The sequence below is a fragment of the Microbacterium sp. NPDC097977 genome, from assembly GCF_040302605.1.
Lineage (GTDB): Bacteria > Actinomycetota > Actinomycetes > Actinomycetales > Microbacteriaceae > Microbacterium.
On the sequence record NZ_JBEOUR010000008.1, the window covers coordinates 16,528 to 37,335 of the forward strand.

Annotated in this window: 19 protein-coding genes; 1 reads left to right on the forward strand and 18 read right to left on the reverse strand. The window is 69.6% G+C overall.

Annotation, left to right across the window (positions count from 1 at the left end; all coding sequences use genetic code 11):
• Positions 1–37: 37 nt before the first annotated feature.
• The 16 genes from ABTZ43_RS03490 to ABTZ43_RS03565 form a co-directional block, all read right to left on the reverse strand.
• Complete coding sequence (locus tag ABTZ43_RS03490; protein WP_056417605.1) at positions 38–628, reverse strand: hypothetical protein; 591 nt, start codon at positions 626–628, stop codon at positions 38–40.
• A complete protein-coding gene (locus ABTZ43_RS03495; RefSeq protein ID WP_056417608.1) occupies positions 625–2,202 on the reverse strand; it encodes a Rieske 2Fe-2S domain-containing protein in 1,578 nt (525 codons plus the stop codon). The genes ABTZ43_RS03490 and ABTZ43_RS03495 overlap by 4 nt, the downstream gene beginning before the upstream one ends.
• Before the next feature lie 75 nt (positions 2,203–2,277).
• Complete coding sequence (locus tag ABTZ43_RS03500; RefSeq protein WP_350537834.1) at positions 2,278–5,571, reverse strand: SNF2-related protein; 3,294 nt, start codon at positions 5,569–5,571, stop codon at positions 2,278–2,280.
• A gap of 56 nt (positions 5,572–5,627) precedes the next feature.
• The gene (gene nusB, locus ABTZ43_RS03505; protein WP_045255089.1) at positions 5,628–6,038 is read right to left on the reverse strand and encodes a transcription antitermination factor NusB; all 411 of its coding nucleotides are present in this window, start codon (positions 6,036–6,038) and stop codon (positions 5,628–5,630) included.
• Between the two features lie 3 nt (positions 6,039–6,041).
• The gene (gene efp, locus ABTZ43_RS03510) at positions 6,042–6,602 is read right to left on the reverse strand and encodes an elongation factor P (RefSeq protein ID WP_045255088.1); all 561 of its coding nucleotides are present in this window, start codon (positions 6,600–6,602) and stop codon (positions 6,042–6,044) included.
• Positions 6,603–6,674: 72 nt separating this feature from the next.
• Positions 6,675–7,112: a type II 3-dehydroquinate dehydratase gene (aroQ, locus tag ABTZ43_RS03515; RefSeq protein ID WP_056417611.1), complete on the reverse strand. Its 438-nt coding sequence runs from the start codon at positions 7,110–7,112 to the stop codon at positions 6,675–6,677.
• A complete protein-coding gene (aroB, locus tag ABTZ43_RS03520) occupies positions 7,109–8,197 on the reverse strand; it encodes a 3-dehydroquinate synthase (RefSeq protein WP_149423020.1) in 1,089 nt (362 codons plus the stop codon). Before aroB ends, aroQ begins: the two co-directional genes overlap by 4 nt.
• Positions 8,194–8,718, reverse strand: a complete 525-nt coding sequence (locus tag ABTZ43_RS03525) for a shikimate kinase (RefSeq protein WP_350537835.1) — start codon at positions 8,716–8,718, stop codon at positions 8,194–8,196. The genes aroB and ABTZ43_RS03525 overlap by 4 nt, the downstream gene beginning before the upstream one ends.
• Positions 8,702–9,931 carry a chorismate synthase gene (gene aroC / locus ABTZ43_RS03530; protein ID WP_045255084.1) on the reverse strand — a complete coding sequence of 410 codons (1,230 nt, stop codon included), beginning with the start codon at positions 9,929–9,931 and terminating at the stop codon, positions 8,702–8,704. Before aroC ends, ABTZ43_RS03525 begins: the two co-directional genes overlap by 17 nt.
• Before the next feature lie 48 nt (positions 9,932–9,979).
• Positions 9,980–10,834, reverse strand: coding sequence for a shikimate dehydrogenase family protein (locus tag ABTZ43_RS03535; protein ID WP_350537836.1), 855 nt, complete (start codon positions 10,832–10,834; stop codon positions 9,980–9,982).
• The gene (gene mltG / locus ABTZ43_RS03540; protein WP_350537837.1) at positions 10,795–12,354 is read right to left on the reverse strand and encodes an endolytic transglycosylase MltG; all 1,560 of its coding nucleotides are present in this window, start codon (positions 12,352–12,354) and stop codon (positions 10,795–10,797) included. The genes ABTZ43_RS03535 and mltG overlap by 40 nt, the downstream gene beginning before the upstream one ends.
• Before the next feature lie 2 nt (positions 12,355–12,356).
• Complete coding sequence (gene ruvX / locus ABTZ43_RS03545; RefSeq protein WP_056417632.1) at positions 12,357–12,830, reverse strand: Holliday junction resolvase RuvX; 474 nt, start codon at positions 12,828–12,830, stop codon at positions 12,357–12,359.
• Positions 12,827–15,487, reverse strand: a complete 2,661-nt coding sequence (gene alaS / locus ABTZ43_RS03550) for an alanine--tRNA ligase (protein ID WP_350537838.1) — start codon at positions 15,485–15,487, stop codon at positions 12,827–12,829. Before alaS ends, ruvX begins: the two co-directional genes overlap by 4 nt.
• A gap of 75 nt (positions 15,488–15,562) precedes the next feature.
• Positions 15,563–15,751 (reverse strand): hypothetical protein, encoded by a 189-nt coding sequence (locus tag ABTZ43_RS03555; protein WP_056417638.1) that lies wholly within the window; start codon positions 15,749–15,751, stop codon positions 15,563–15,565.
• A gap of 106 nt (positions 15,752–15,857) precedes the next feature.
• On the reverse strand, positions 15,858–16,487 hold the full coding sequence (rpsD, locus tag ABTZ43_RS03560) for a 30S ribosomal protein S4 (RefSeq protein ID WP_052677824.1): 630 nt from the start codon (positions 16,485–16,487) through the stop codon (positions 15,858–15,860).
• Between the two features lie 161 nt (positions 16,488–16,648).
• On the reverse strand, positions 16,649–17,977 hold the full coding sequence (locus ABTZ43_RS03565) for a replication-associated recombination protein A (protein ID WP_350537839.1): 1,329 nt from the start codon (positions 17,975–17,977) through the stop codon (positions 16,649–16,651).
• A gap of 128 nt (positions 17,978–18,105) precedes the next feature.
• On the opposite strand from ABTZ43_RS03565, the gene ABTZ43_RS03570 reads away from it, so the two are divergent.
• Positions 18,106–18,414 (forward strand): hypothetical protein, encoded by a 309-nt coding sequence (locus ABTZ43_RS03570; RefSeq protein WP_350537840.1) that lies wholly within the window; start codon positions 18,106–18,108, stop codon positions 18,412–18,414.
• A 62-nt stretch (positions 18,415–18,476) separates the two neighbouring features.
• Here the strand turns inward: ABTZ43_RS03570 and ABTZ43_RS03575 are convergent, their stop codons facing one another.
• Complete coding sequence (locus tag ABTZ43_RS03575; protein ID WP_350537841.1) at positions 18,477–19,601, reverse strand: uroporphyrinogen-III synthase; 1,125 nt, start codon at positions 19,599–19,601, stop codon at positions 18,477–18,479.
• Entirely contained in the window at positions 19,598–20,644 is a 1,047-nt protein-coding gene (locus tag ABTZ43_RS03580; protein ID WP_350537842.1) for an NAD(P)/FAD-dependent oxidoreductase, read from the reverse strand. The genes ABTZ43_RS03575 and ABTZ43_RS03580 overlap by 4 nt, the downstream gene beginning before the upstream one ends.
• Positions 20,645–20,808 lie beyond the last annotated feature (164 nt).

Sequence of the window (20,808 nt, forward strand, 5' to 3'; positions counted from 1 at the left end):
GTTAAAGGTTGCTTGATGCCCCCAGTCTAGCGTGACCTCAGCGCCACCCCAGCACGTCGCGGACGACCGCCTGCGAGGCCGGCGATCCGTCGTCGGGAAGCGCGCGCAGGGACTCGTGGGAGAGCATGGCGCCCTCTGCCCCCGCCGCGGCGGTGATGCCCTCGAGCGCTCTCGCGATGCGCGGACCCGCCGCCCACGAGTAGTCCGAGTCACCGCGGCGCGAGGCGTGCGGGAACACCACGAGCTCGGCCACTCCCTTGGCGACATGACGCGAGGCGACGATCACCAGTGTCGGCGGGATGACGTGGTGCAGCGCCCGCGGCAACGGGATCGGCAGGTCGTCGAGGAACAGGCTCCTCCAGATGCCGCGGCGCGAGCCCTCTTCGTCACCGATCTCCAGAGCCGCCGCACTCCACTCCGACCCCTGAGAATCGAGCGTGTCAGCGAACCCGTCGGCGCGACGCTCGAATCCTTCGGCCTCCAGGAACTCGGCGGCTATGGACACGAGCCGGGAGGCGTCCGAGCGGACGATCCAGCGCGCTCCGCGCAGCGTGCCCCGCCGACCCAGCCGCGAGGTACGCGCGCGACGCCCGGAGCCGTCGCGGTGTGCGGTGCGCACCACCGTCACCCGGCCTCGCTGAGCACGGCGTCGGTGACCTCGTCGATCTTGGTGGAGCGGATCGGGTGCCCGCTGGTCGACAGGCAGCGACCGGTCTTCAGGTCCCACTTCCAGTCGTGCATGCTGCAGGTGAGGATCCCGTCGTCATCGACCTTGCCGGTCTTCGTCAGGTCCGCACGCAGATGCGGACACCGGCGCTGCACGACCCAATCGCCGATCTCGGCGTCCTCGGTCTGGTCGGTCTGCTCCTGGTACCAGTTCTCGACGTACTCGATGCGGTCGACCGAGAGGCACTTGAGGAACGTCGTGAGGAACTCGTTGAACTTGCCGCTGCGCCCGACCTGGAACTGCATCGACAGGAAGATCGAATTCGACCAGTCGATCTCGTGGTCGCGGATGTTGGTCGACACGAGATCGGCGGGGATCGTGTACCAGTAGATGCACTCCTCGCCCGCGTACTCGCGAACCTTGGCCCGGGGGAAGTCGACGACCATGTCGAGCTCGCCGATCCGGAACCGTACGGCGCCGCCGACGCCGAGACGGATGGTGCGCGACTTCTTCAGCAGCGGCTCCCACCAGCCCTTGAGCGCCTCGAGCATCTCGGCCGGCGGGATGATCTCGGCTCGCGAGGCCTCCTCGTCGCGGATCTCCTGCTGACGGGTCGCGCGCTGCTCCTCGAGATAGTCCCACTTCTCGTCGAAGATGTGCGAGAGCTCCTGGTCGGTGTACAGCGTCTGCTCGGTCGCGACCTCTCCCCCGGCGACGGTGACCACCGTGCCCGGCACGAACAGGTGGCCGTCGTACTGGGGCGACAGCTCCTTCATGTGCGCGAGGAACTGCTTCTGGTCGGTGAAGATCGACTCTCCGTTGCGCCCGAGGCCGTTGAAGTCGAAGAGGTCGTCGCGGAGGAACATCGGGGGTCCCGCCATCGGGAACACGTGCGGGGCGTCGACCTTGTCGATGTAGTACATGGCGCGCTTGTTCTGCGCATCGCGCTTGAGCTTCGCGAAGTTCTGCTTCGCGTCGAGCGGCAGGTCGTAGACCATCGGCCACCAGATGGCGCCCGAGACCTGGGTGAAGTACGCGTCGGGCTTGCCGAAGTGCAGCAGGGTGTCGAGGTCGAGCGGGTGCGAGTCGTTCTGATTGAGCACAGACCCCGTCCCGTCGTCGACGCTGAGCGACGAATCGCCGATCGGGCCGTCGCTCGGGGCGCGCAGCGGGGTGATCATGATCTTCAGGTCGCCGCGCTCGATGATCTGCCCGGCCGGGGCATGCGTGATGTTCGTGTAGCCGAGCGCCCTGATGTCCTGCTCGAGATCATCGATCGGGTACTCGGGAAGCAGCACCTCGATGTCCTTGCGGATGTAGCGCTCGAGCAGCGCAGGGTCGAAGTGGTCGCGGTGCCGGTGCGAGATGTAAAGGAAGTCCGCATCACGGCCGAACCGCTCCCAGTCGAGGCCGCGATTGTCGGGGAAGGGGAACCAGGAGCCGAAGAACGAGGGGCCGAGGACCGGGTCGCAGATGATGTTCCCGCCCACCGTCTCGATGAACATCCCGGCGTGGCCGAGTCCCGTGATCCGCATGCATTCCTCCTGAAGTCAGACGTTCGATTCTACCGGCGGGGTCCTGGGCGGACGCGGTGACCCGGCCGGGAGAAATCAGTTGTCGTCGAACAGGCCCTTGATGTCGTCCGACGTGAGCGACTGGGCGAACAGCTCATCGTCGTCCATCACCGCGGTGAACAGCCGGGCCTTGCGGCGCTGCAGCTCGAGCACCTTCTCCTCGATCGTGCCCGTCGCGATCATCCGGTACACGAACACCTGGCTCGTCTGTCCGATCCGGTGCGTGCGGTCGATGGCCTGCTCCTCCGCCGCGGGATTCCACCAGGGGTCGAGCAGGAAGACGTAGTCGGCCTCCGTCAGGGTCAGCCCGAACCCGCCGGCCTTGAGGCTGATGAGGAACACCGGCTGCTGACCTGCCTTGAATCCGTCGATCACCCGCTCACGGTGCCTGGTCGATCCGTCGAGGTGGGCGTAGGGGATGCCGGCCTCCTCGAGTCTCGCGGCGGCGAGATCGAGGAAAGAGGTGAACTGGCTGAACACCAGCGCGCGATGCCCCTCGGCCTGCAGCTCGCGCACCCGTTCGAGCAGGGTGTCGAGCTTGCTCGATCCGATCTCGGCATGGGCCTCGTCGATCAGCGCGGGCGCGAGACTCAGCATCCGCAGCAGCGTGAGGGAGCGGAACACGATGAAGCGATGGCGATCGAGGTCGTCGAGCAGACCGAGCACCTTCTGGCGTTCCCTCTGCAGCACGACGTCGTAGAGGGCGCGGTGATCGGGACTCAACTCGACCTCGAGCAGCTGTTCCTGCTTGGCGGGGAGGTCGGGCGCCACCAGCTCCTTCGTGCGGCGCAGCATGAGCGGTCGCACACGTCGGCGCAGCTGGGCGAGGCGGCGGGCGCGATACTCGCCGCCCTCGGCGTTCTCGGGAACCTTGCCCTTCTCGATCGGTTGGATGTAGCGGTCCTTGAACTTCCGCGCAGAGGGGAACAGGCCGGGCGCGGCGAGCTTGAGCAGCGACCAGAGCTCCGAGAGGCTGTTCTCCATCGGCGTGCCGGTGACGGCGTAGGTCACCTCGGCCGAGAACGACGAGATCGCGCGGTGCAGCCTGGTCTTCGGATTCTTGACGAACTGGGCCTCGTCGAGGATGAGCGCGGCCCATCCGATCGAGCGGAACTCCTCCTCGTCGAGCCGTGCGACCGTGTACGAGCTCACCACCAGGTCGGCGGATGCGGCCGCGCCCCGAAGCACCCCCGCACGCTTGCCGCTGGTGCTGTCGACCACCACGACGCGCAACCCCGGGGTGAAGCGGGCGGCCTCCGAGCGCCAGGTCCCCAGCACCGAGGTCGGGGCGAGCACCAGGAACGGCCGTGTCTCACCCTGCTCCCGCGTGTGCTGGATGAAGGTCAGCAGCTGGATGGTCTTGCCCAGCCCCATGTCGTCGGCGAGGATCCCGCCGAGCCGATGGCGCCAGAGGAAGGCGAGCCAGTCGAAGCCGGACTTCTGATACGGCCGCAGCTCGGCGACCAGACCGGCGGGCACGGCCGTCTCGGGCACGCCCGTGGCCTGGCGGAGCCCATCGGCCGTGGCGCGCCAGCTCACCGCCGGCTCGGCCTCGTCGGCGAGATCCTCGAACTCCTCCCAGAGATCGATCTGATAGCGGCTGATCCGCGGACCCGTCTCCCACTCGTCGAGCTCGCCCGCCTCCTCGATCAGGTCGCGGAGGCGATCGAGCGCAGGATGGCTGAGCGAGAAGTACCCGCCGTCGGAGAGCAGCAGCTTCTTGCGCCCGCGGCTCAGCGCCGTGAACAGCGGGCCGAAGGGGATGCGTCTGCCATCGATCGTCACGAGGATGCCGAGGTCGAACCAGTCGGAGTCGGTCGTCTCGACGGTCGTGACCTTGACCTGCGGGTCGCCCGTCAGCTCGCGGTACTCCTTGCGCGTACCCTTCGAGGTGACCGAGACGCCGATCGCCTCGAGAGCGGGCACGCACTCCGCGACGAAGGCGGCCGCATCGATGTCGTGCAGCGATCCGGCGGGACGGAAGTTCGTGGTGCGGAACTCCTGCCACACGCTCTCGATGCCCGCGCGGAGCGCGGACTCGGCCTCGGCATCGCGCACGCCCGCACTGTTCCAGGCGAAGGGCACGCGGCCGAAGCGGCCGTACGACCACTCGAACGAGTAGTCGACCACGTCGCCGCGTTCGTAGGTGAGCGTCAGCGCGGGCTCCGGCGCCGGCACCTCGGGAAGGGAGAGGTCGCCCGCCGCCCGCACCGCGCTGCGGCGCGCGAGAAGCGGATAGGCGTCGGTGAGGAACGCCTGCTCGTCGGCCGCCGGCACGACGATGGGCGCCGGTGTCGCGAGCAGCGCCCTGGTCTGCTCGCTGAGTGCGGTCTCGGCGAGCACGATCTCGATCCGAGCGCCGACCAACTGAGCCGTGTACAGCCCCGTGCGTCCGATCGGGTGCGACTCCCCCGCCGGGATCTCGACGTCGTCGACCTGCACCTCGGCGGCCACGGTCAGAGCGCCGTCGTCGCCACGGGTGATCCGCGCCGAGACGTCGGCGGATGTCGCCATCCGCACGGAGGTGCTCTTCTGACTCGCCACCAGCGGGATGCCGACGTCGGCACCCGAGCGCAGCTGGCCCCACAGCAGCGGGGACTCGACCTGGTCGAGTACAAGCCACTCTCCGGCGTTCCCGGAGAGGAGCGAATCGCGGGAGATGCTGAGCAGGTCGCTGAACCAGCGGTTCTGCTCGCGCCCGAACTGCGCGGCGTCGCGACGAACGGCGTCCCACCCTGCGCCGCCCTGGATCCACGACCCGGTCTGGACGCTGCGCATGAGCGGTCGGATCGCCAGGAGCAGTTCACCCTCCCGGCGTGCGAGGTCCCGCGGCACGGCCGCGCGCACGGGCCTCGGGCCCCAGTGGTTCTCTGCCCGGGACTCGCGGTGGCGCAGCTCGACTCCCAGCGCCAGCTGCTGCGGCAGCCGTTCGACCGACGCGCCGAGCAGACTGCGCCACGAGGCGGGAGCCGCTGCACGCGGGGGCGTCACCGGTGTCGCGCTCGGCACCTGCAGCGCGGCGGACTGCTGGGAGTACTCGTGCACGTTCGACGCGAGCACGGTCGCGACGACGTGCTTGCATCCGGTGCGCACCGGGCACGTGCACCGTGTCGTGCGCATGCGTCGGGTGCCGTTCGACGAGCCGAACGCGATCCCGGTCACGTACTGCGCGTCACCGCTGCCCTGCACGTGCCCCTCGAGCTCGAGCAGTTCCTCATGCCACACGACATCGAGCACGTTGCCGGCGCGGAAGTACGCGAGACCGCGCTGGTAACCGCCGACGTCCGTGATGTGCATGAGATCACGCAGATCGACGTGTGGCGCGGACATGGTCCCATCCTTCCCGCGACCCCCGACATCGGGGATGCCGCGGTGGCCGTCGGTGCTCAGGCGGCGCGGAAGACGCGTGCGAGCACGCCGTGCACGAATGCGCCGGAATCGTCGGTCGAGAACTCCTTGGCCAGTTCCACGGCCTCGTCGATCGCCACCGCTGTGGGCACCTGGTCGTTGAAGAGGATCTCCCAGACGCCGATGCGCAGCAGGGCGCGATCGACCGCGGGCATCCGCTCCAGCTTCCAGTCGCGGCTGTGAGTCGTGATCTGCTCGTCGATCTCGTCACCGTGATCGATGATGCCGTCGACGATCTCACGGGCGTAGAGCCAGGACGCCTCGCGAGCGGGTTCGCTCGCCGCGCGTCGTGCCTCGGCGGCCAGAGTGACCGAGAGCTCGTCGCCGCGGACATCGGCGGAGAAGAGGATGTCGAGCGCGCGCTTGCGCGCCTTCGTGCGTGCGCTCACGCCTTACTTCTCGCGACCGAGGTAGTCGCTGGTGCGCGTGTCGACCTTGACCTTGGTGCCGGCCTCGACGAACAGCGGGACCTGGATCTCGTATCCGGTCTCGAGCGTGGCGGGCTTGGTGCCGGCCGACGAGCGGTCGCCCTGCAGGCCCGGCTCCGTGTAGGTGATCTCGAGCACGACGGATGCCGGCAGGTCGATGTACAGCGGGTTGCCGTTGTTCAGTGCGATCGTGACCTGCTGGTTCTCGAGCAGGAAGTTCTTCGCGTCGCCGACCGTGGCGGCCGGAACGGTGATCTGGTCGAAGTCGCTCTGGTCCATGAAGACGTAGCCGTCGCCGTCGGTGTACAGGTACGTGAAGTCACGACGGTCGACGTTCTCGATCTCGATCTTCGCGCCAGCGTTGTAGGTGCGGTCGACGACCTTGCCCGAGACGACGTTCTTCAGCTTGGTGCGGACGAACGCACCGCCCTTGCCCGGCTTGACGTGCTGGAACTCGATGACGCTCCAGAGCTGCCCATCGATGCTGAGGACGACGCCGTTCTTGATGTCTGCGGTAGATGCCATGCGCTGGGCTTTCCGTTTCTCGAGTCTGGGGGCCGCTCACATCCGGATGGACGGGTGGGCCGACAGTCGATTCTACGGGATGAGCGCCGCGAGCTGCCGCACCGCGCTCGCGTACCCTCCGACGCCCTCGCCGATCACGCGCACCGCGGCCACGTCGTGCAGGTACGAATGGTGTCGGAACTCCTCACGGGCGTAGACGTCGGAGATGTGCACCTCGGCGAACGGCAGAGCGACGCCCGTGAGCGCATCGCGCAGCGACACCGAGGTGTGCGTGAGCCCTCCGGGATTGATGACGATCGCCGCGCAGTCCGCGCGCGCCGCGTGGATGGCGTCGATCAGCACGCCCTCGTGGTTGCTCTGCACCGCGCGCAGCTCGAAGCCCTCGGCGGCGGCGGCATCGGCCGTCAGCTGCTCGACGTCGTCCAGCGTCGCGGTGCCGTAGACCTCGGGCTCACGACTGCCCAGCAGGTTGAGATTCGGCCCGTTGACGAGCAGCATCCGCCTGGTCATTCGCCGATCTCCTGATACGCGGCGAACAGCAGCGACTCGTCGGGCGCCTGCAGCACCGTGGGCTTGGCGATGTCGTCGAGCAGGATGAACCGCAGCATCCCGCCACGGCTCTTCTTGTCGCGCTGCATGGTCGCCAGCAGCTGCGGCCAGGCGCCGGCGCGGTAGCCGGTGGGCAGCCCGAGGGAGTCCAGGATCGTGCGGTGTCGTTCGGCTGCGGAGTCCGAGAGGCGCCCGGCGAGACGCGACAGCTCCGCCGCGTAGAGCATGCCGATCGAGACCGCCGCACCGTGGCGCCAGCGGTAGCGCTCGGCGTGCTCGATGGCGTGGCCGAGCGTGTGTCCGTAGTTGAGGATCTCTCGCTGACCGGCCTCGCGGAAGTCGTCGGAGACGACCTTCGCCTTCATGTCGATCGCGAGCTCCACGGCACGACGGAACTCCGGTGTGGTCGTGTCGACGGCGCGCGCCGGGTCCGCCTCGACGATGTCGAGGATCTCCGGCGCCCAGATGAACCCCGCCTTGACCACCTCGGCGAACCCCGCGGTCGCCTCGTTCGGGCTGAGGCTCGCCAGCTCGTCGAGGTCGCCGATCACCGCACGCGGCGCCCAGAAGGCGCCGACGAGGTTCTTGCCCTCGGCGGTGTTGATGCCGGTCTTGCCCCCCACCGATGCGTCGACGAGTCCCAGCACCGTGGTGGGCACCTGCACGAGCTGCACGCCGCGCAGCCAGGTCGCCGCGACGAAGCCGGCGAGATCCGTGACCGCGCCGCCGCCGTACCCCACGACGGCGTCCGAGCGGGTGAAGTCCGCCTGCCCCATGACCTGCCAGCAGAAGGCGGCGACCTCGATGCGCTTGCCCTGCTCGGCATCGGGCACCTCGGCGAGCAGCACCTCGCGCGGGCCGTTCTCGGTGTCGGCGAGCAGACGGTCGCGCAGCTCCGCGGCCCTGGCGGCCAGGGTCGGCGGGTGCACGACGAGGACCTTGCGCACCCCCGGGTCCAGCGCTGCGGAGACCCGGTCGAGGATCCCCCGTCCGATCGCGATGTCGTACGGGCTCTCCCCCGTCACGCTGATGGTCGTCGTCGTCATCTCAGTTCTCTCCTCCATGCCGCGATGTCCGCGGCGATGCGATGCATGGGGCGGCGCGACGTGTCGAACGTCACGGACGCCACCTCGTCGTACCAGCTCCGTCGTTCTTCGAAGATCTGCGTCCAGCGACCGACGGGGTCGTCGCCCTCCAGCAGCGGTCGGCCTCCGCTGCGGATCCGGTCTGCCACCGCCTCCGGCGTCACCGTGAGGAACACGACGGGCCGCTCTCGGAGCAGCGCTCGCGTGCCGGCATCGGTCACCGCGCCGCCGCCGAGCGAGATCACGCCGCCGGCGGGCGCGTCGAGAGCCGCCTCGACCTCGGCGCGCTCCAGAGCGCGGAAGTGTTCCTCGCCGTGATCGGCGAAGATCGCCGGGATGGGTCCGTGCGCCGACGCGACGCGCTTGTCGGTGTCGACGAAGGGCACCGACAGGGTGCGCGCGACGCGTCGACCGACACTGGTCTTGCCGGCGGCCATCGGGCCGACCAGCACCAGCGTCAGCGGGTCAGCCGCGCTCGTCATGGGCGATGAGCGCCGCCTCGGATGCGGGCGTGGTGCGCAGTTCCGCCGGGATCCCCTCGAGGTACCCCTCGAGGTTGCGGCGGGTCTCGCGGATGCTGTCGCCGCCGAACTTCTCGAGCACGGCGTTGGCGAGCTCCACCGCGACCATGGCCTCGGCGACGACGCCGGCCGCGGGCACCGCACACACGTCGGAGCGCTGGTGGTGTGCGGTGGCGTCCTCGCCCGACGCGACGTCGATCGTGCGCAGCGCGTGCGGCACCGTGGCGATCGGCTTCATGCCCGCGCGCACCCGCAGCACGGTGCCGGTGGACATCCCGCCCTCGGTGCCGCCGGCGCGATCGGAGCCGCGGGAGATGCCGTCGGCGGTCGCGAACAGCTCGTCGTGCGCGGCGGACCCGCGACGGCGCGTGGTCTCGAAGCCGTCGCCGACCTCGACGCCCTTGATCGCCTGGATGCTCATCAGGGCCTGGGCGAGACGCGCATCGAGACGACGGTCCCAGTGCACGTGCGATCCGAGTCCCGGGGGCAGGCCGTAGGCGAGCACCTCGACGATGCCGCCGAGCGTGTCGCCGTCCTTCTTCGCGTCATCGACCTCGGCGACCATCAGCGCGGAGGTCGCGGCGTCGAAGCAGCGCAGCGGATCCGCGTCCAGCGCATCGACGTCGTCGGGCGTGGGCAGCGCAGATCCCTCGGGCACCCGGACCGGGCCGATCGAGAGGGTGTGGCTGACGAGCCGGATGCCGAGCTCACCGAGGAACGAGCGTGCGATCGCACCGAGCGCGACGCGTGCGGCGGTCTCGCGCGCACTCGCCCGCTCGAGGATCGGGCGCGCCTCGTCGAAGTCGTACTTCTGCATGCCGACGAGGTCGGCATGCCCGGGCCGCGGGCGCGTCAGCGGTGCGCCGCGACCACGGGACCTGTCGGTGAGCTCGACGGGCTCGGGGTTCATGACCTCGATCCACTTCGGCCACTCGGTGTTGCCGATGCGCAGGGCGATGGGGCTGCCGAGGCTCTTCCCGTGTCGCACGCCGCCGGAGAGCGTCAACTCGTCCTGTTCGAACTTCATCCGCGAGCCGCGACCGTAGCCGAGCTTGCGACGCGCCAGGTCGGCCTGGATCGCCTCAGAGGAGACGGGGACGCCCGAGGGCAGTCCCTCCATGACGGCAATGAGTTCTGGACCGTGCGATTCGCCGGCCGTGAGCACGCGGAGCATTGCTCCAGTCTCCCACGCGTTTCGCCTCGGTTCGCGCCGCGTGTCGTCCTAGGGTCGCAGAGCAGCACGCATGGCGTCGATGACCGCCGTCTCCGACGGCAGTGCGACGTGCTGATCACCGTGGTGGAAGAGACGGATCTGGCGCACGGCCTGGTGCAGCAGCATCCCCTCGCCGGAGATCGTCGGACCCCCGGTCCATGCGGACGCGAGCGCGGAGGGCCACGGCGCGTACGCGACGTCGAAGAGCGCACCCCCGGTGTCGCCCAGCCTCGCCGTCGTGTCGGCGTCGAGCGCGGCGCCGCCGGGCAGGGTCGCCAGCGTGAGATCGACCGGAGGCGCGGCGTCGTCGAAGCCGGCCCCGGTGACCGTGACCTCCAGGCGCTCACCGAGCGCGACCAGGTCGGCCGCACGCGCGGGCCGACGGGCCCGCACCTCGATGGTCCGCGCACCGGCCTCGACGAGCGCCACCAGCGCCGAGGCGGCCGTCGCGCCCGCCCCGAGGATGCGCACGCGGTCGAGGCCGTGCAGTCGCTGCTCTCCGAGCGCATCGACGATCCCGCCGACGTCGGTGTTGAATCCGCGGCGAGATCCGTCCAGCAGCAGGGTGTTGACGGCACCGGTCAGCTGAGCTGCCCGATCCAGCACCTGCGCCGCGCGATGGGCCTGCTCCTTGAGCGGCATCGTCAGCGAGAGCCCGAGCCAGGAGCCGTCGAGGTAATCCAGGGCACTCGGGAATCCGTGCTCGTCGACGCGACGCCTCGTGTACTCCCAGTCGAGACCGAGCACCGCATAGGCCGCCGCGTGCAGCTGGGGCGACCGCGAATGCGCGATCGGGTCCCCCCAGACCGCGAGGTGCCGCCGGGTCATCCGGCCGAGCACCCGCCGTCGGGGTTCTCCTGGCACCACTGCTCCCACTTCGCCACGCCCTGCAGGTGCTCCTCGTACGTCTCTGAGAACTGCGTCTCACCGGTGGCGAGGTTGATCGTGACGAAGTACAGCCACGGGCCGTCCTCCGGGTTCATGGCCGCCTTGATCGCGGCGTCGCTGGGACTCGCGATCGGAGTGACCGGCAGCCCCGTGTGCACGTAGGTGTTCCAGTCGTTGGGGTCCTCGAGGGCCTCCGCCGAACTCGAGACCACTCCCTCGTGCAGAGAGCCGTAGCCGTACTGCGCCGTGGAGTCCATCTGGAGCTTCATGTCGATGTCGAGACGGTTCTGGATCACCCTCGACACCTTCGCGAAGTCCGCCGTCCGGCCCTCGCGCTGGATGATCGACGCGATGGTCAGGATGCGCTCCGCATCCTCGGCGGGGACGCCCGCCGCGTTCAGCGATTCGTTCGTGCGATCGACCATGCGCTGGATGACCTGGGTCGCCGTGGCATCGGGGTCGAACGTGTACACGGCGGGGAACAGCCAGCCCTCGAGGCTCGGCGCGTTGACGCCGTAGGTCGCCGGGTCGGCATCGACAGCGGCCTGCAGCTCCTCGATCGGCATGCCGAGCGACTCGGCCATGGCGGGCAGCGAGGACTCGATCGTCGCCCCCTCGCCGATGCTCGCAGAATGCTCGAGCTTGTTGTCGGGATTCTGGATGGCCTCCAGCGCGGCCGCGGCCGTCATCTTCTCCTGCAGCCGGTAGATGCCCGGGTAGAAGGTGACGGCGACGTTCTCCTTGACGAGGTAGTCGTAGAAGACGTCGTCGGTGCGCGTGACGCCGGCCTCGTGGAGCGCGGTGGACACGGGAGCCCCGGTATCGCCCTCCTTGATGGTGACGAGCACCTCGCCGGTGGCCTGACCGGCCTCCCAGTCCGCGGGCTCGCCCCACCCGAGGGCGTCGCTGATCTTGTCACCGAACGTGTTCCATGCCCAGACACCGCCGCCGACGATGCCGCCGAGAACTGCCAGAACGATGATCAGTGCGACAAGACAGCCCTTGCGACGCTTCCTCTTCGGTGGGCGGCTGCCGCCGTCATCCTCCGGAGGCGCGTGGAACAGGTCTTCGAGGCGCGCGCCTGGCACGGCAGCCGCGGTGGCACCGGGCGTGCCCTCACTGCGAGACGGACCGGACGAGGGTGCGCCCTCGCCGTGGGCCTGCGCAGCACCGACGGACGTGTCGCGCACGGAATCGCGCGCCGCCGGGGCACCGGCCGATGTGTCTTCTGTTCCCGCGGAACCGCCCGCGACCGGGAACGCCCGCGTGGCGGTGTCTTCGCCGGAGGGCACGCTCTCCGACTCACGCGCCGAGTCGTCGGCCGGGAGGGCCGCGCCGTTCGTGGCCGCTTCGCGCGCTGCTCTGCGGGAGCCTGGGGGCGGCGGCGTGTTGTCGACCGTCGGGATCTGCGGTGTCGGGTCGGGAAGGTTCTCGAACAGGTCGCCCAGCCGGGCGTCCGGATCGTGCTGGGGGGAAGCACTCTCGCGTTCGGGCATGTTCAGGGGGACTCCTCGTCGAGCGGAATCGTGACTCCGGGCGGGTTACCGGTGCTCTTCTCCGTGTCGATCGCCTGCTGCAGCAGGACCACAGCGGCGACCTGATCCACAATGCTACGAGAGTTCTTCTGTGTTCTGCCCGAAGATCTCAGCGCGGCGTGTGCGGTGACGGTGCTCAGACGTTCATCGACCAGCCGCGCCGGCACTCCCGTCCGCGCCTGCAGGGCGGCGGCGAATTCGCGCGAATCCGTCGTCGATGCCGTGTCGTCGCCCCGGAGATTCACCGGAAGACCCACCACGAACTCGAGCGGGTCGTACTCCTGAGCGATGACGGCGATCCGCTCGATGGCCGCGTCGTCGCGACGCACGGTCTCGACGGGGACGGCGAGCATGCCGTCCGGATCGCACCGTGCGACCCCGACACGGGCGCGTCCCACATCGATTCCGAGCCGCGCGCCGCGGCGAAAGCCGCTCACGCTGTCTGCAGCTCCTGTGCGATGGCGTCCAGCGCCGCAGGCAGAGCTGCGGCATCCGTTCCACCGCCCTGGGCGACGTCGTCACGACCGCCGCCTCCGCCACCGAGCACCGAGGCCGCACGCTTCGCGAGCGCACCGGCCTTCGCACCGGCCGCGCGCGCGGCGTCGTTGGTGGCGACGACCACCACAGGCCGGCCGTTCACCACGGCACCGAGGGCGACGACCGACGGCTCGGAGCCGAGCCGCTCGCGCACGCCGAGCACTAGTTCGCGCACATCGTCGGCCGAGTCGACCTCGCCGAGCGACTGCGCGGCCAGACGGAACGAACCCGCACGGGAGGCGGCATCGGCGATGGCAGGAACCCGACCGGCACGCTCCTTCGACTCGAACTGCGCGATGCGCTTCTCCGCGGCCTTCAGGCTCGCCGAGAGATCGGCGATGCGGTCGGCGAGCTGGTCGCGCGGGGTCTTGAGCGAGCTGGTGAGCTGCGACACGAGCGCGCGCTCGGCTGCGAGCTCGCGGAACGCGTCCTGACCGACCAGTGCCTCGATACGGCGGTTGGAGGCGCCCACCGAGGATTCACCGACGACGCTGACGAGACCGATCTCGGCGCTGGTGCCGACGTGGGTGCCCGCGCAGAGCTCTCGCGACCACGGACCGCCGATGTCGACCATGCGCACGACGTCGCCGTACTTCTCGCCGAACAGCGCCATGGCGCCGGCCTCCTTCGCCTCATCGAGCGTGAGGATCCGGGTCGTGACCTCGAGGGCGTCGTTGACGGCCCTGTTCGTGATCTCCTCGATCTCGGTGCGGGTCGCGGTCGACAGCGCCTGCGACCACGAGAAGTCGAAGCGCATGTATCCGGCGCGGTTGAGCGAACCCGACTGCGTGGCGGTCGGGCCGAGCGTGTCGCGCAGCGCCGCGTGCACCAGGTGCGTCGCGGAGTGCGCCTGGCGCGCGGCGCGACGGTTCGCCGCGTCGACGATCGTCGTGGCGGCGTCGTCGATCGAGACGACGCCGCGGGTCACCTCGACCGTGTGGCTGATCAGCCCCGGCACCGGTCGCTGCACGTCGAGCACCTCGAGCTCGTACCCGGGACCGACGATGACGCCCTTGTCGGCGACCTGTCCACCGGATTCGGCGTAGAGAGTGGTCTCCGCGAGAACGACCTCGGCGATCTGACCCTCCGAGGCGGTGCGAGTGGTCTGGCCGTCGATGAGGATCCCGAGGATCCGCGAATCGACCTCGAGCTCGGAGTAGCCGTCGAAGCCGGTCTCCCCCAGCGCGCGCAGCTCGCGGTAGACCGAGACGTCGGCGAGCTGACGCTTGCGATTGCGGGCGTCGGCCTTGGCGCGTGACCGCTGCTCCTGCATCAGGGTGTCGAATGCCGCTCGATCGACGTCGAGGCCGGCCTCCTCGGCCACCTCGAGGGTCAGATCGATCGGGAAGCCGTACGTGTCGTGCAGGAGGAACGCCTCGGGGCCGCTGAGGGTCGCCCCACCGCCCTTCTTCGTGTCGTCGAGCGCCAGGTCGAGGATGGTCGAGCCGGCAGCGAGCGTGCGACGGAACGTCTCCTCCTCGGCGAAGGCGGAGGAGGAGAGGGTCGCCCACTCCTTCTCGAGCACAGGGTAGGTGGCCTTCATCGCATCACGGGACGCGGCGAAGAGCTCGGGGAAGGCCGGCTCGTCGACGCCGAGCAGGCGCATCGACCGCACGGTGCGGCGCATGAGACGGCGCAGGATGTACCCGCGTCCCTCGTTCGAGGGGCGCACGCCGTCGGACAGCAGCATGAGCGACGAGCGCACGTGGTCTGCGACCACGCGGAAACGCACGTCGTCCTCGTGCACGGCGCCATAGCGGCGCCCCGAGAGCTCCACGGCGCGATCGAGGACCGGACGCACCTGATCGGTCTCGTACATGTTCTCGACGCCCTGCTTGAGGAACGCGACGCGCTCGAGCCCCATGCCGGTGTCGATGTTCTTCATCGGCAGTTCGCCGACGATGTCGAACTCGGTCTTGCCGCGGATGTTCTCGATGAAGTCCTGCATGAACACGAGGTTCCAGATCTCCAGGAACCTCGAGTCGTCGACCGCCGGACCGCCGTCCTTGCCGTATGCGGGACCGCGGTCGAAGAAGATCTCCGAGTCGGGACCACCGGGGCCGGGCTGCCCGGTGTTCCAGTAGTTGTCGGCGCGTCCGAGGCGCTGGATGCGCTCGGGCTTCAGCCCGATGACGTCGCGCCAGATGGACTCCGCCTCGTCGTCGGTCTCGTAGACCGTGACCCAGAGGTCCTTCTCATCGAACGCGAAGCCCCCGTCGGCCTCCGAGCTCGTCAGCAGCTCCCACGCGTAGCGGATCGCACCCTCTTTGAAGTAGTCGCCGAACGACCAGTTGCCCAGCATCTGGAAGAACGTCCCGTGCCGAGCCGTCCGTCCCACCTCTTCGATGTCGTTCGTGCGGATGCACTTCTGCAGATCGGCGATGCGCGGGTGCGGAGCGGGGACCACCCCGGTGAGGTACGGGATCATCGGGACCATGCCGGCAACCGTGAAGAGCAGAGACGGGTCGTCACTGACCAGCGAGGCCGAAGGGACGATGAGGTGGTCGTTCTTCTCGAAGAAATCGAGATAGCGCTGCGCGATCTCCGCAGTGTTCATAGCTGTGCCGGGTGTCCTTGCGTGCGGGGGTGGAGGAGCGGGTCCGGTGGAGCCGCGTCCGAGGGGCTGCGGAGGTCAGTCCGTCGCAGGATCCGTGAGGCGCGCCCGCTCTTCGCGGTAGGCCTCGCCGATGATCCCGGTGAACTCGTTGAATCGAGCGTCGACCTCGGCGAGGATGTCGCGACCTCGCGGGTCTTTGTTCGTGAAGTGCGCCGCGACGAAGCCGCCGATCACACCGATCAGGAACCACAGCACTTTCTTCATGTCGCCATCCTTGCCCTCGACCCGCGGAGGCGGGTGCAACCATCGTATGCGGAAACGACAGAAGGCGTCGGGTGAGACCCGACGCCTTCTGCGGAACTGAGAGAACTCAGCGAGCTGCGTAGTACTCGACGACGAGCTGCACTTCACAGGTCACGGGGACCTCGGCGCGCTTCGGACGACGGACCAGGCGAGCCTGGAGCTTGTCGAGCTCGACCTCGAGGTAGCCCGGAACGGGAGGCAGGACCTCGGCGTGACCGCCGGCGGCTGCGACCTGGAAGGGCTCGGTGCCCTCGCTCTTGGCCTTGACGTGGATGAGCTGACCCGGCTTCACGCGGAACGACGGGCGGTCGACGAGCTGGCCGTCGACCAGGATGTGACGGTGCACGACGAGCTGACGAGCCTGCGCGGTGGTGCGGGCGAAGCCCGAACGCACGACGAGAGCGTCGAGACGCATCTCGAGCAGCTCGACCAGGTTCTCACCGGTCAGGCCGTCCTGACGACGAGCCTCGTTGAACGTGTTGCGCATCTGCTTCTCGCGGATGCCGTACTGCTCGCGAAGACGCTGCTTCTCACGCAGACGGACGGCGTAGTCGCTGTCGGCCTTGCGCTTGGTGCGACCGTGCTCGCCGGGAGCGTAGGGACGCTTCTCGAGGTAGCGGGCGGCCTTCGGGGTGAGCGGGATGCCGAGTGCGCGGCTGAGGCGCACCTTGCGGCGGTCCTGGGACTTCGTGGTCACGAAGCTATCCTTCCGATGACGCGGTCGCGTCTTTCGCGACTCGCGGACGTATCACCCGCGTTCTGCCTCGGAGCGCACGCCGGGGCGCCATCGAGGTGGGGTGTGAACGAGGAGATGCCCGAAAACTGTGTTTCGAGCCGATCCAGTCTAACAGATCGTCGTCATCGTCCGTCGAGGATGCGGCGGATGCGCTCGAGACGTGCCGAGATGTCGCGCTCGGCCCCCAGGTTCTTCGGTTCGTAATACCTCTTGCCCTGCAGCTCGTCCGGCAGGTACTGCTGCGGGAGGATGCCGAATTCGCTGTCGTGCGGATACACGTAGCCGCGCCCGTGACCGAGGCGCCGCGCGCCCGGGTAGTGCGCGTCGCGGAGATGCAGCGGCACCCGTCCGAAGCCGCCGGAGCGGATGTCGGCGATCGCCGCGTCGATGCCGACGTAGGCGGCGTTCGACTTCGCGGTGGTCGCCAGATACACCGTCGCCTCGGCGAGCGGGATCCGCCCCTCCGGCATGCCGATGAAGGCGACCGCATCCGCCGCCGCGACCGCGATCGTGAGCGCCTGCGGATCGGCCAGCCCCACGTCTTCCGACGCCGAGATCACCAGACGCCGAGCGATGAACCGCGGGTCCTCCCCCGCCTCGATCATCCGCGCGAGGTAGTGCAGAGCCGCGTCGGGGTCGGAGCCGCGGATCGACTTGATGAAGGCGCTGATGACGTCGTAGTGCTCGTCGCCCTGGCGGTCGTATCGCAGCAGCGCCTTGTCGACGGCCTGGGCGACGTCATCGGCCGTGGCTGCGGGGACCACGCCGTCTTCACCGTTCGAGAGGGCGACGGCGGCCGCGGCCTCGAGACCGGTGAGTGCGCGGCGTGCATCGCCGGATGCGAGGCGGATGAGCGCGGCACGCGCGTCGTCGGCCAGGGTCACCGCACCGTTCAGTCCGCGCGCGTCGGTCACCGCGCGGTCGACGAGGAGTCCGATGTCGTCGTCGGTGAGGGGCTGCAGCGTCAGCAGCAGCGATCGCGAGAGCAGCGGCGAGATCACCGAGAACGACGGGTTCTCGGTGGTGGCCGCGATCAGCAGCACCCAGCCGTTCTCGACGCCGGGCAGGAGCGCGTCCTGCTGGGCCTTGGTGAATCTGTGGATCTCGTCGAGGAACAGGATGGTGGTCTGCCCGTACAGGTCACGCTGCGTGATCGCCTCCTGCATCACCTCGCGGACGTCCTTGACCCCCGCGGTGATCGCCGACAGCTCGACGAAGCGACGCCCCGAGGAGCGGGCGATCGCCTGCGCCAGCGTGGTCTTGCCCGTGCCGGGAGGACCCCACAGGATGATGGAGACCGCACCGGGAGAGGTCGCCGCGGGATCGGCGAGAGCGACGATGGGTGAGCCCGCCCGCAGCAGGTGCTTCTGCCCCGCGACCTCGTCGAGCGAGACGGGACGCATGCGCACGGCGAGGGGCGTCTGCCCGGAGAGCAGTTCGGCGGAGGTCATCTTCCCAGGCTAACGCGGGGCGGGGACACCGCGGACATGATCGGGGCGACGATGCCGCGCCGGTAGGCTCTCAGGCGACGGTGCACATCACGTCCATGTGCACGGCACGTCCATCAAGGGAGTACGCAATGGCCGGACGCGGCAAGAGCACGCGGCAGTCGCGGACCGAATCGGAGCGCGCACGCCTCCACGCGGCCCGCAGGGCCTGGCACGACGGCCGCATCCGTCGTCGCACCAGGGACAACGCGGTCGCCGTGGTCGTCGGTGTGCTGGTCGTCGCAGGAGCGATCGCCAGCCAGGTCGTCCACGCGCAGGTGAATCCGCCAGCCCCCTCGCCCTCCCCCACGGTCTCCCCTGTCGAGACGCCGCTGCCCGGCGATCCCCTCGCCCCCGAGGACGCTCCGTCGGACGTTCCCTCGGACGCTCCCGTCGAGTGACCACGCGCGCCCGCTGACCGTGGGCGCCGCGGCCGTCACGGCGTGGCGACGCGCACCACGGCTCAGTCCTCGATGACCGCGAGCCGGTATCCGCGTTTGACCACGGTGTGGATGAGTTCGCCGCCGCCCAGAGCCACGCGGAGTCTCGCGACGGCGGCTTCGACCGCGTGTGCGCTGCGCTCGGCGCCCAGCACGGCGCTGAGCTGCGCGCGGGACAGCACCCGACCTCCCGCGGCGGCCAGGGCGTCGAGCAGCGCGGCGGACGAGCGTGACAGCGGGATGAACCGACCGTCGACGAGCACGCCTCCGCTGCGCACCTGCACCCGACCGGCGTCCGTGAGCAGCGACGGCGCCCGCCCGTCGTCGAAGTGCGCGAGCACGGCATTCGCGAGCGATCCGTCCGGACCGCCCAGATCGATCGAGGGCTCGAGGTCGGCGTCGTTCAGCAGTGCCGTGGTCGCCTGACCCGCGGAGGCCAGCAGCAGCCGCCCCGTCTCGGACCGTCGCCGCACGCGGCCGAGGGTCTCCGACACCTCCGCGATCGCGAGCCAGGCCGCGGCGGCGGAGGCGGAGGTGAACACCACGGCATCCGCGTCGCCGTTCGCCGCCTGCAGCACCGTTCTGCGCATCGCCTCCGATCGCGGCGATGCCTCCCAGCGACGCGCGACCACGCCCCTCACCTCGGCGCCGGCCTCGCGCAGCATCGACTCGAGTTCGTCGTCACGGCCGCCGTGATGCTGGACGACGATGCGAGTGCCGCGCACACCTGCGACCCGCAGATGCGCGCCGACCTCGGCGGTCGTTCCCGTCTCGGCGACCCAGTCCGCGACGAGTCCCGTCCGGAGGATCGCCGCCTGTGCTCTCGGCCCCGCCGCCACGAGCCGCGCCCGGCGCAGCGCGTCCTGGAGCGGAGCCGAGCGTCCCTGTTCTCGAGCGACGTCGACCCAGTCGCGGAATCCCGAGCCCGTCGTCACCACCACGGCATCGGGAGGCTCGGCGATCACCTGCTCGATCACGCTGCGGAGCTCGGCGCGGTCTTGCCGGTCATCGAGCCGCGGAACGGGAGTCCGGTGGACCACGGCACCCCGGCGCTCCAGAGCATCCGCGACCTCGACGGAGCGCCGGTCCGCGACGACGATGATGGTGCAGCCGGCCAGCGCGGACTCCAGCGGCCGCGCCGCGCTCATCCGACCCCCTCCGCGATGCGGGTCCATGCGGGCCGCAGCATGCCGGACTCGGCGAGTTCTCCGATCACGATCACCGCGGTGTTCTCCTCCCCTGCCGCGGGGCCGCCGTGACCGGTCGTCCGGGTACTCGGGAACGACACGTCGAACGGACGGTCGAAACCGGAGAAGACGGCGTGGCCCCCCAGGATGCGCGTCGCCGCGACCTCGGCCATCGCGTACCCTGGCGCGACCCTCGCGACGCAGCGGCCCTCGAAGTGGGCGACCTCGCCGATCGCGAGGATGTGCGGATCGGAGGTGGTGCAGCGGTCGTCGATCACCACGCCTCCGCGCTCGGCGACCTGCAGGTTCGCATTGCGGGCCAGCTCGTCGCGTGGTCGCGGGTGCGCGGAGAGCACGACGAGATCGACGGCCTCGGTCTCCCCGTCGTCGAATCGCAGAGCGGCGACCGCACCGGACTCCTCGGGGACGAGACGTGAGACGCGCGTCTCCGAGTGCTCCACCCGCGTCGAGGCGACGCCCTGCAGCGCCGCGGCGATCTCCGCGCCCTGCGACCCCGACCCGATCACCGCCGCACGCAGGCGGCGCCCCAGCGACCGCCGTCGGTGTGCGGCGAACCGCGCGAGAGCCTCGACGTCGTCCAGGGTCCGGTCGGAGAAGCATCCCGGCAGATCCGCGCCCTCGATCGCGAGCCTCGGCGCGTACGACCCGGTGGCGAGCACCAGGGTGTCGTAGGGCACGACGACGCGAGACCGGGTCATCACGGTGCGCGCGGCCCGATCGATCCGCAGAGCGCGGTCGTCGGCCAGGAACCGCACACGGAAGTCGTCGAACACCGAGCGATCCAGCTCGAGATCGCCCGCGGCGCCTCCGGCCGCGATCCCCGCGAGGGCGATGCGGTCGTACGGCCGACGCCCCTCGTCGCCGATGACCGTCACGTGCAGCGGCGTCTGCGCACGGCTGAGCAGACTCTCGACGAAGCGGTGCGCCACCATGCCCGCGCCGACCACCACGACCTCGGCAGGAGTGACGATGGTGTCGTACATACTGCTCCGTTCGATGGATCCCTGCTGGCGACGATAGGAGGCCGGTGTTTCTCGAATGTGACGGGCGATGTTTCCTGCGTCGAACGTTCTCCTCACAGATCGGTAACGATCTCACCGCGCGCGGTTCTCACACCGCTGACGCCGCGAAGTGAGCTGTTCGCTCC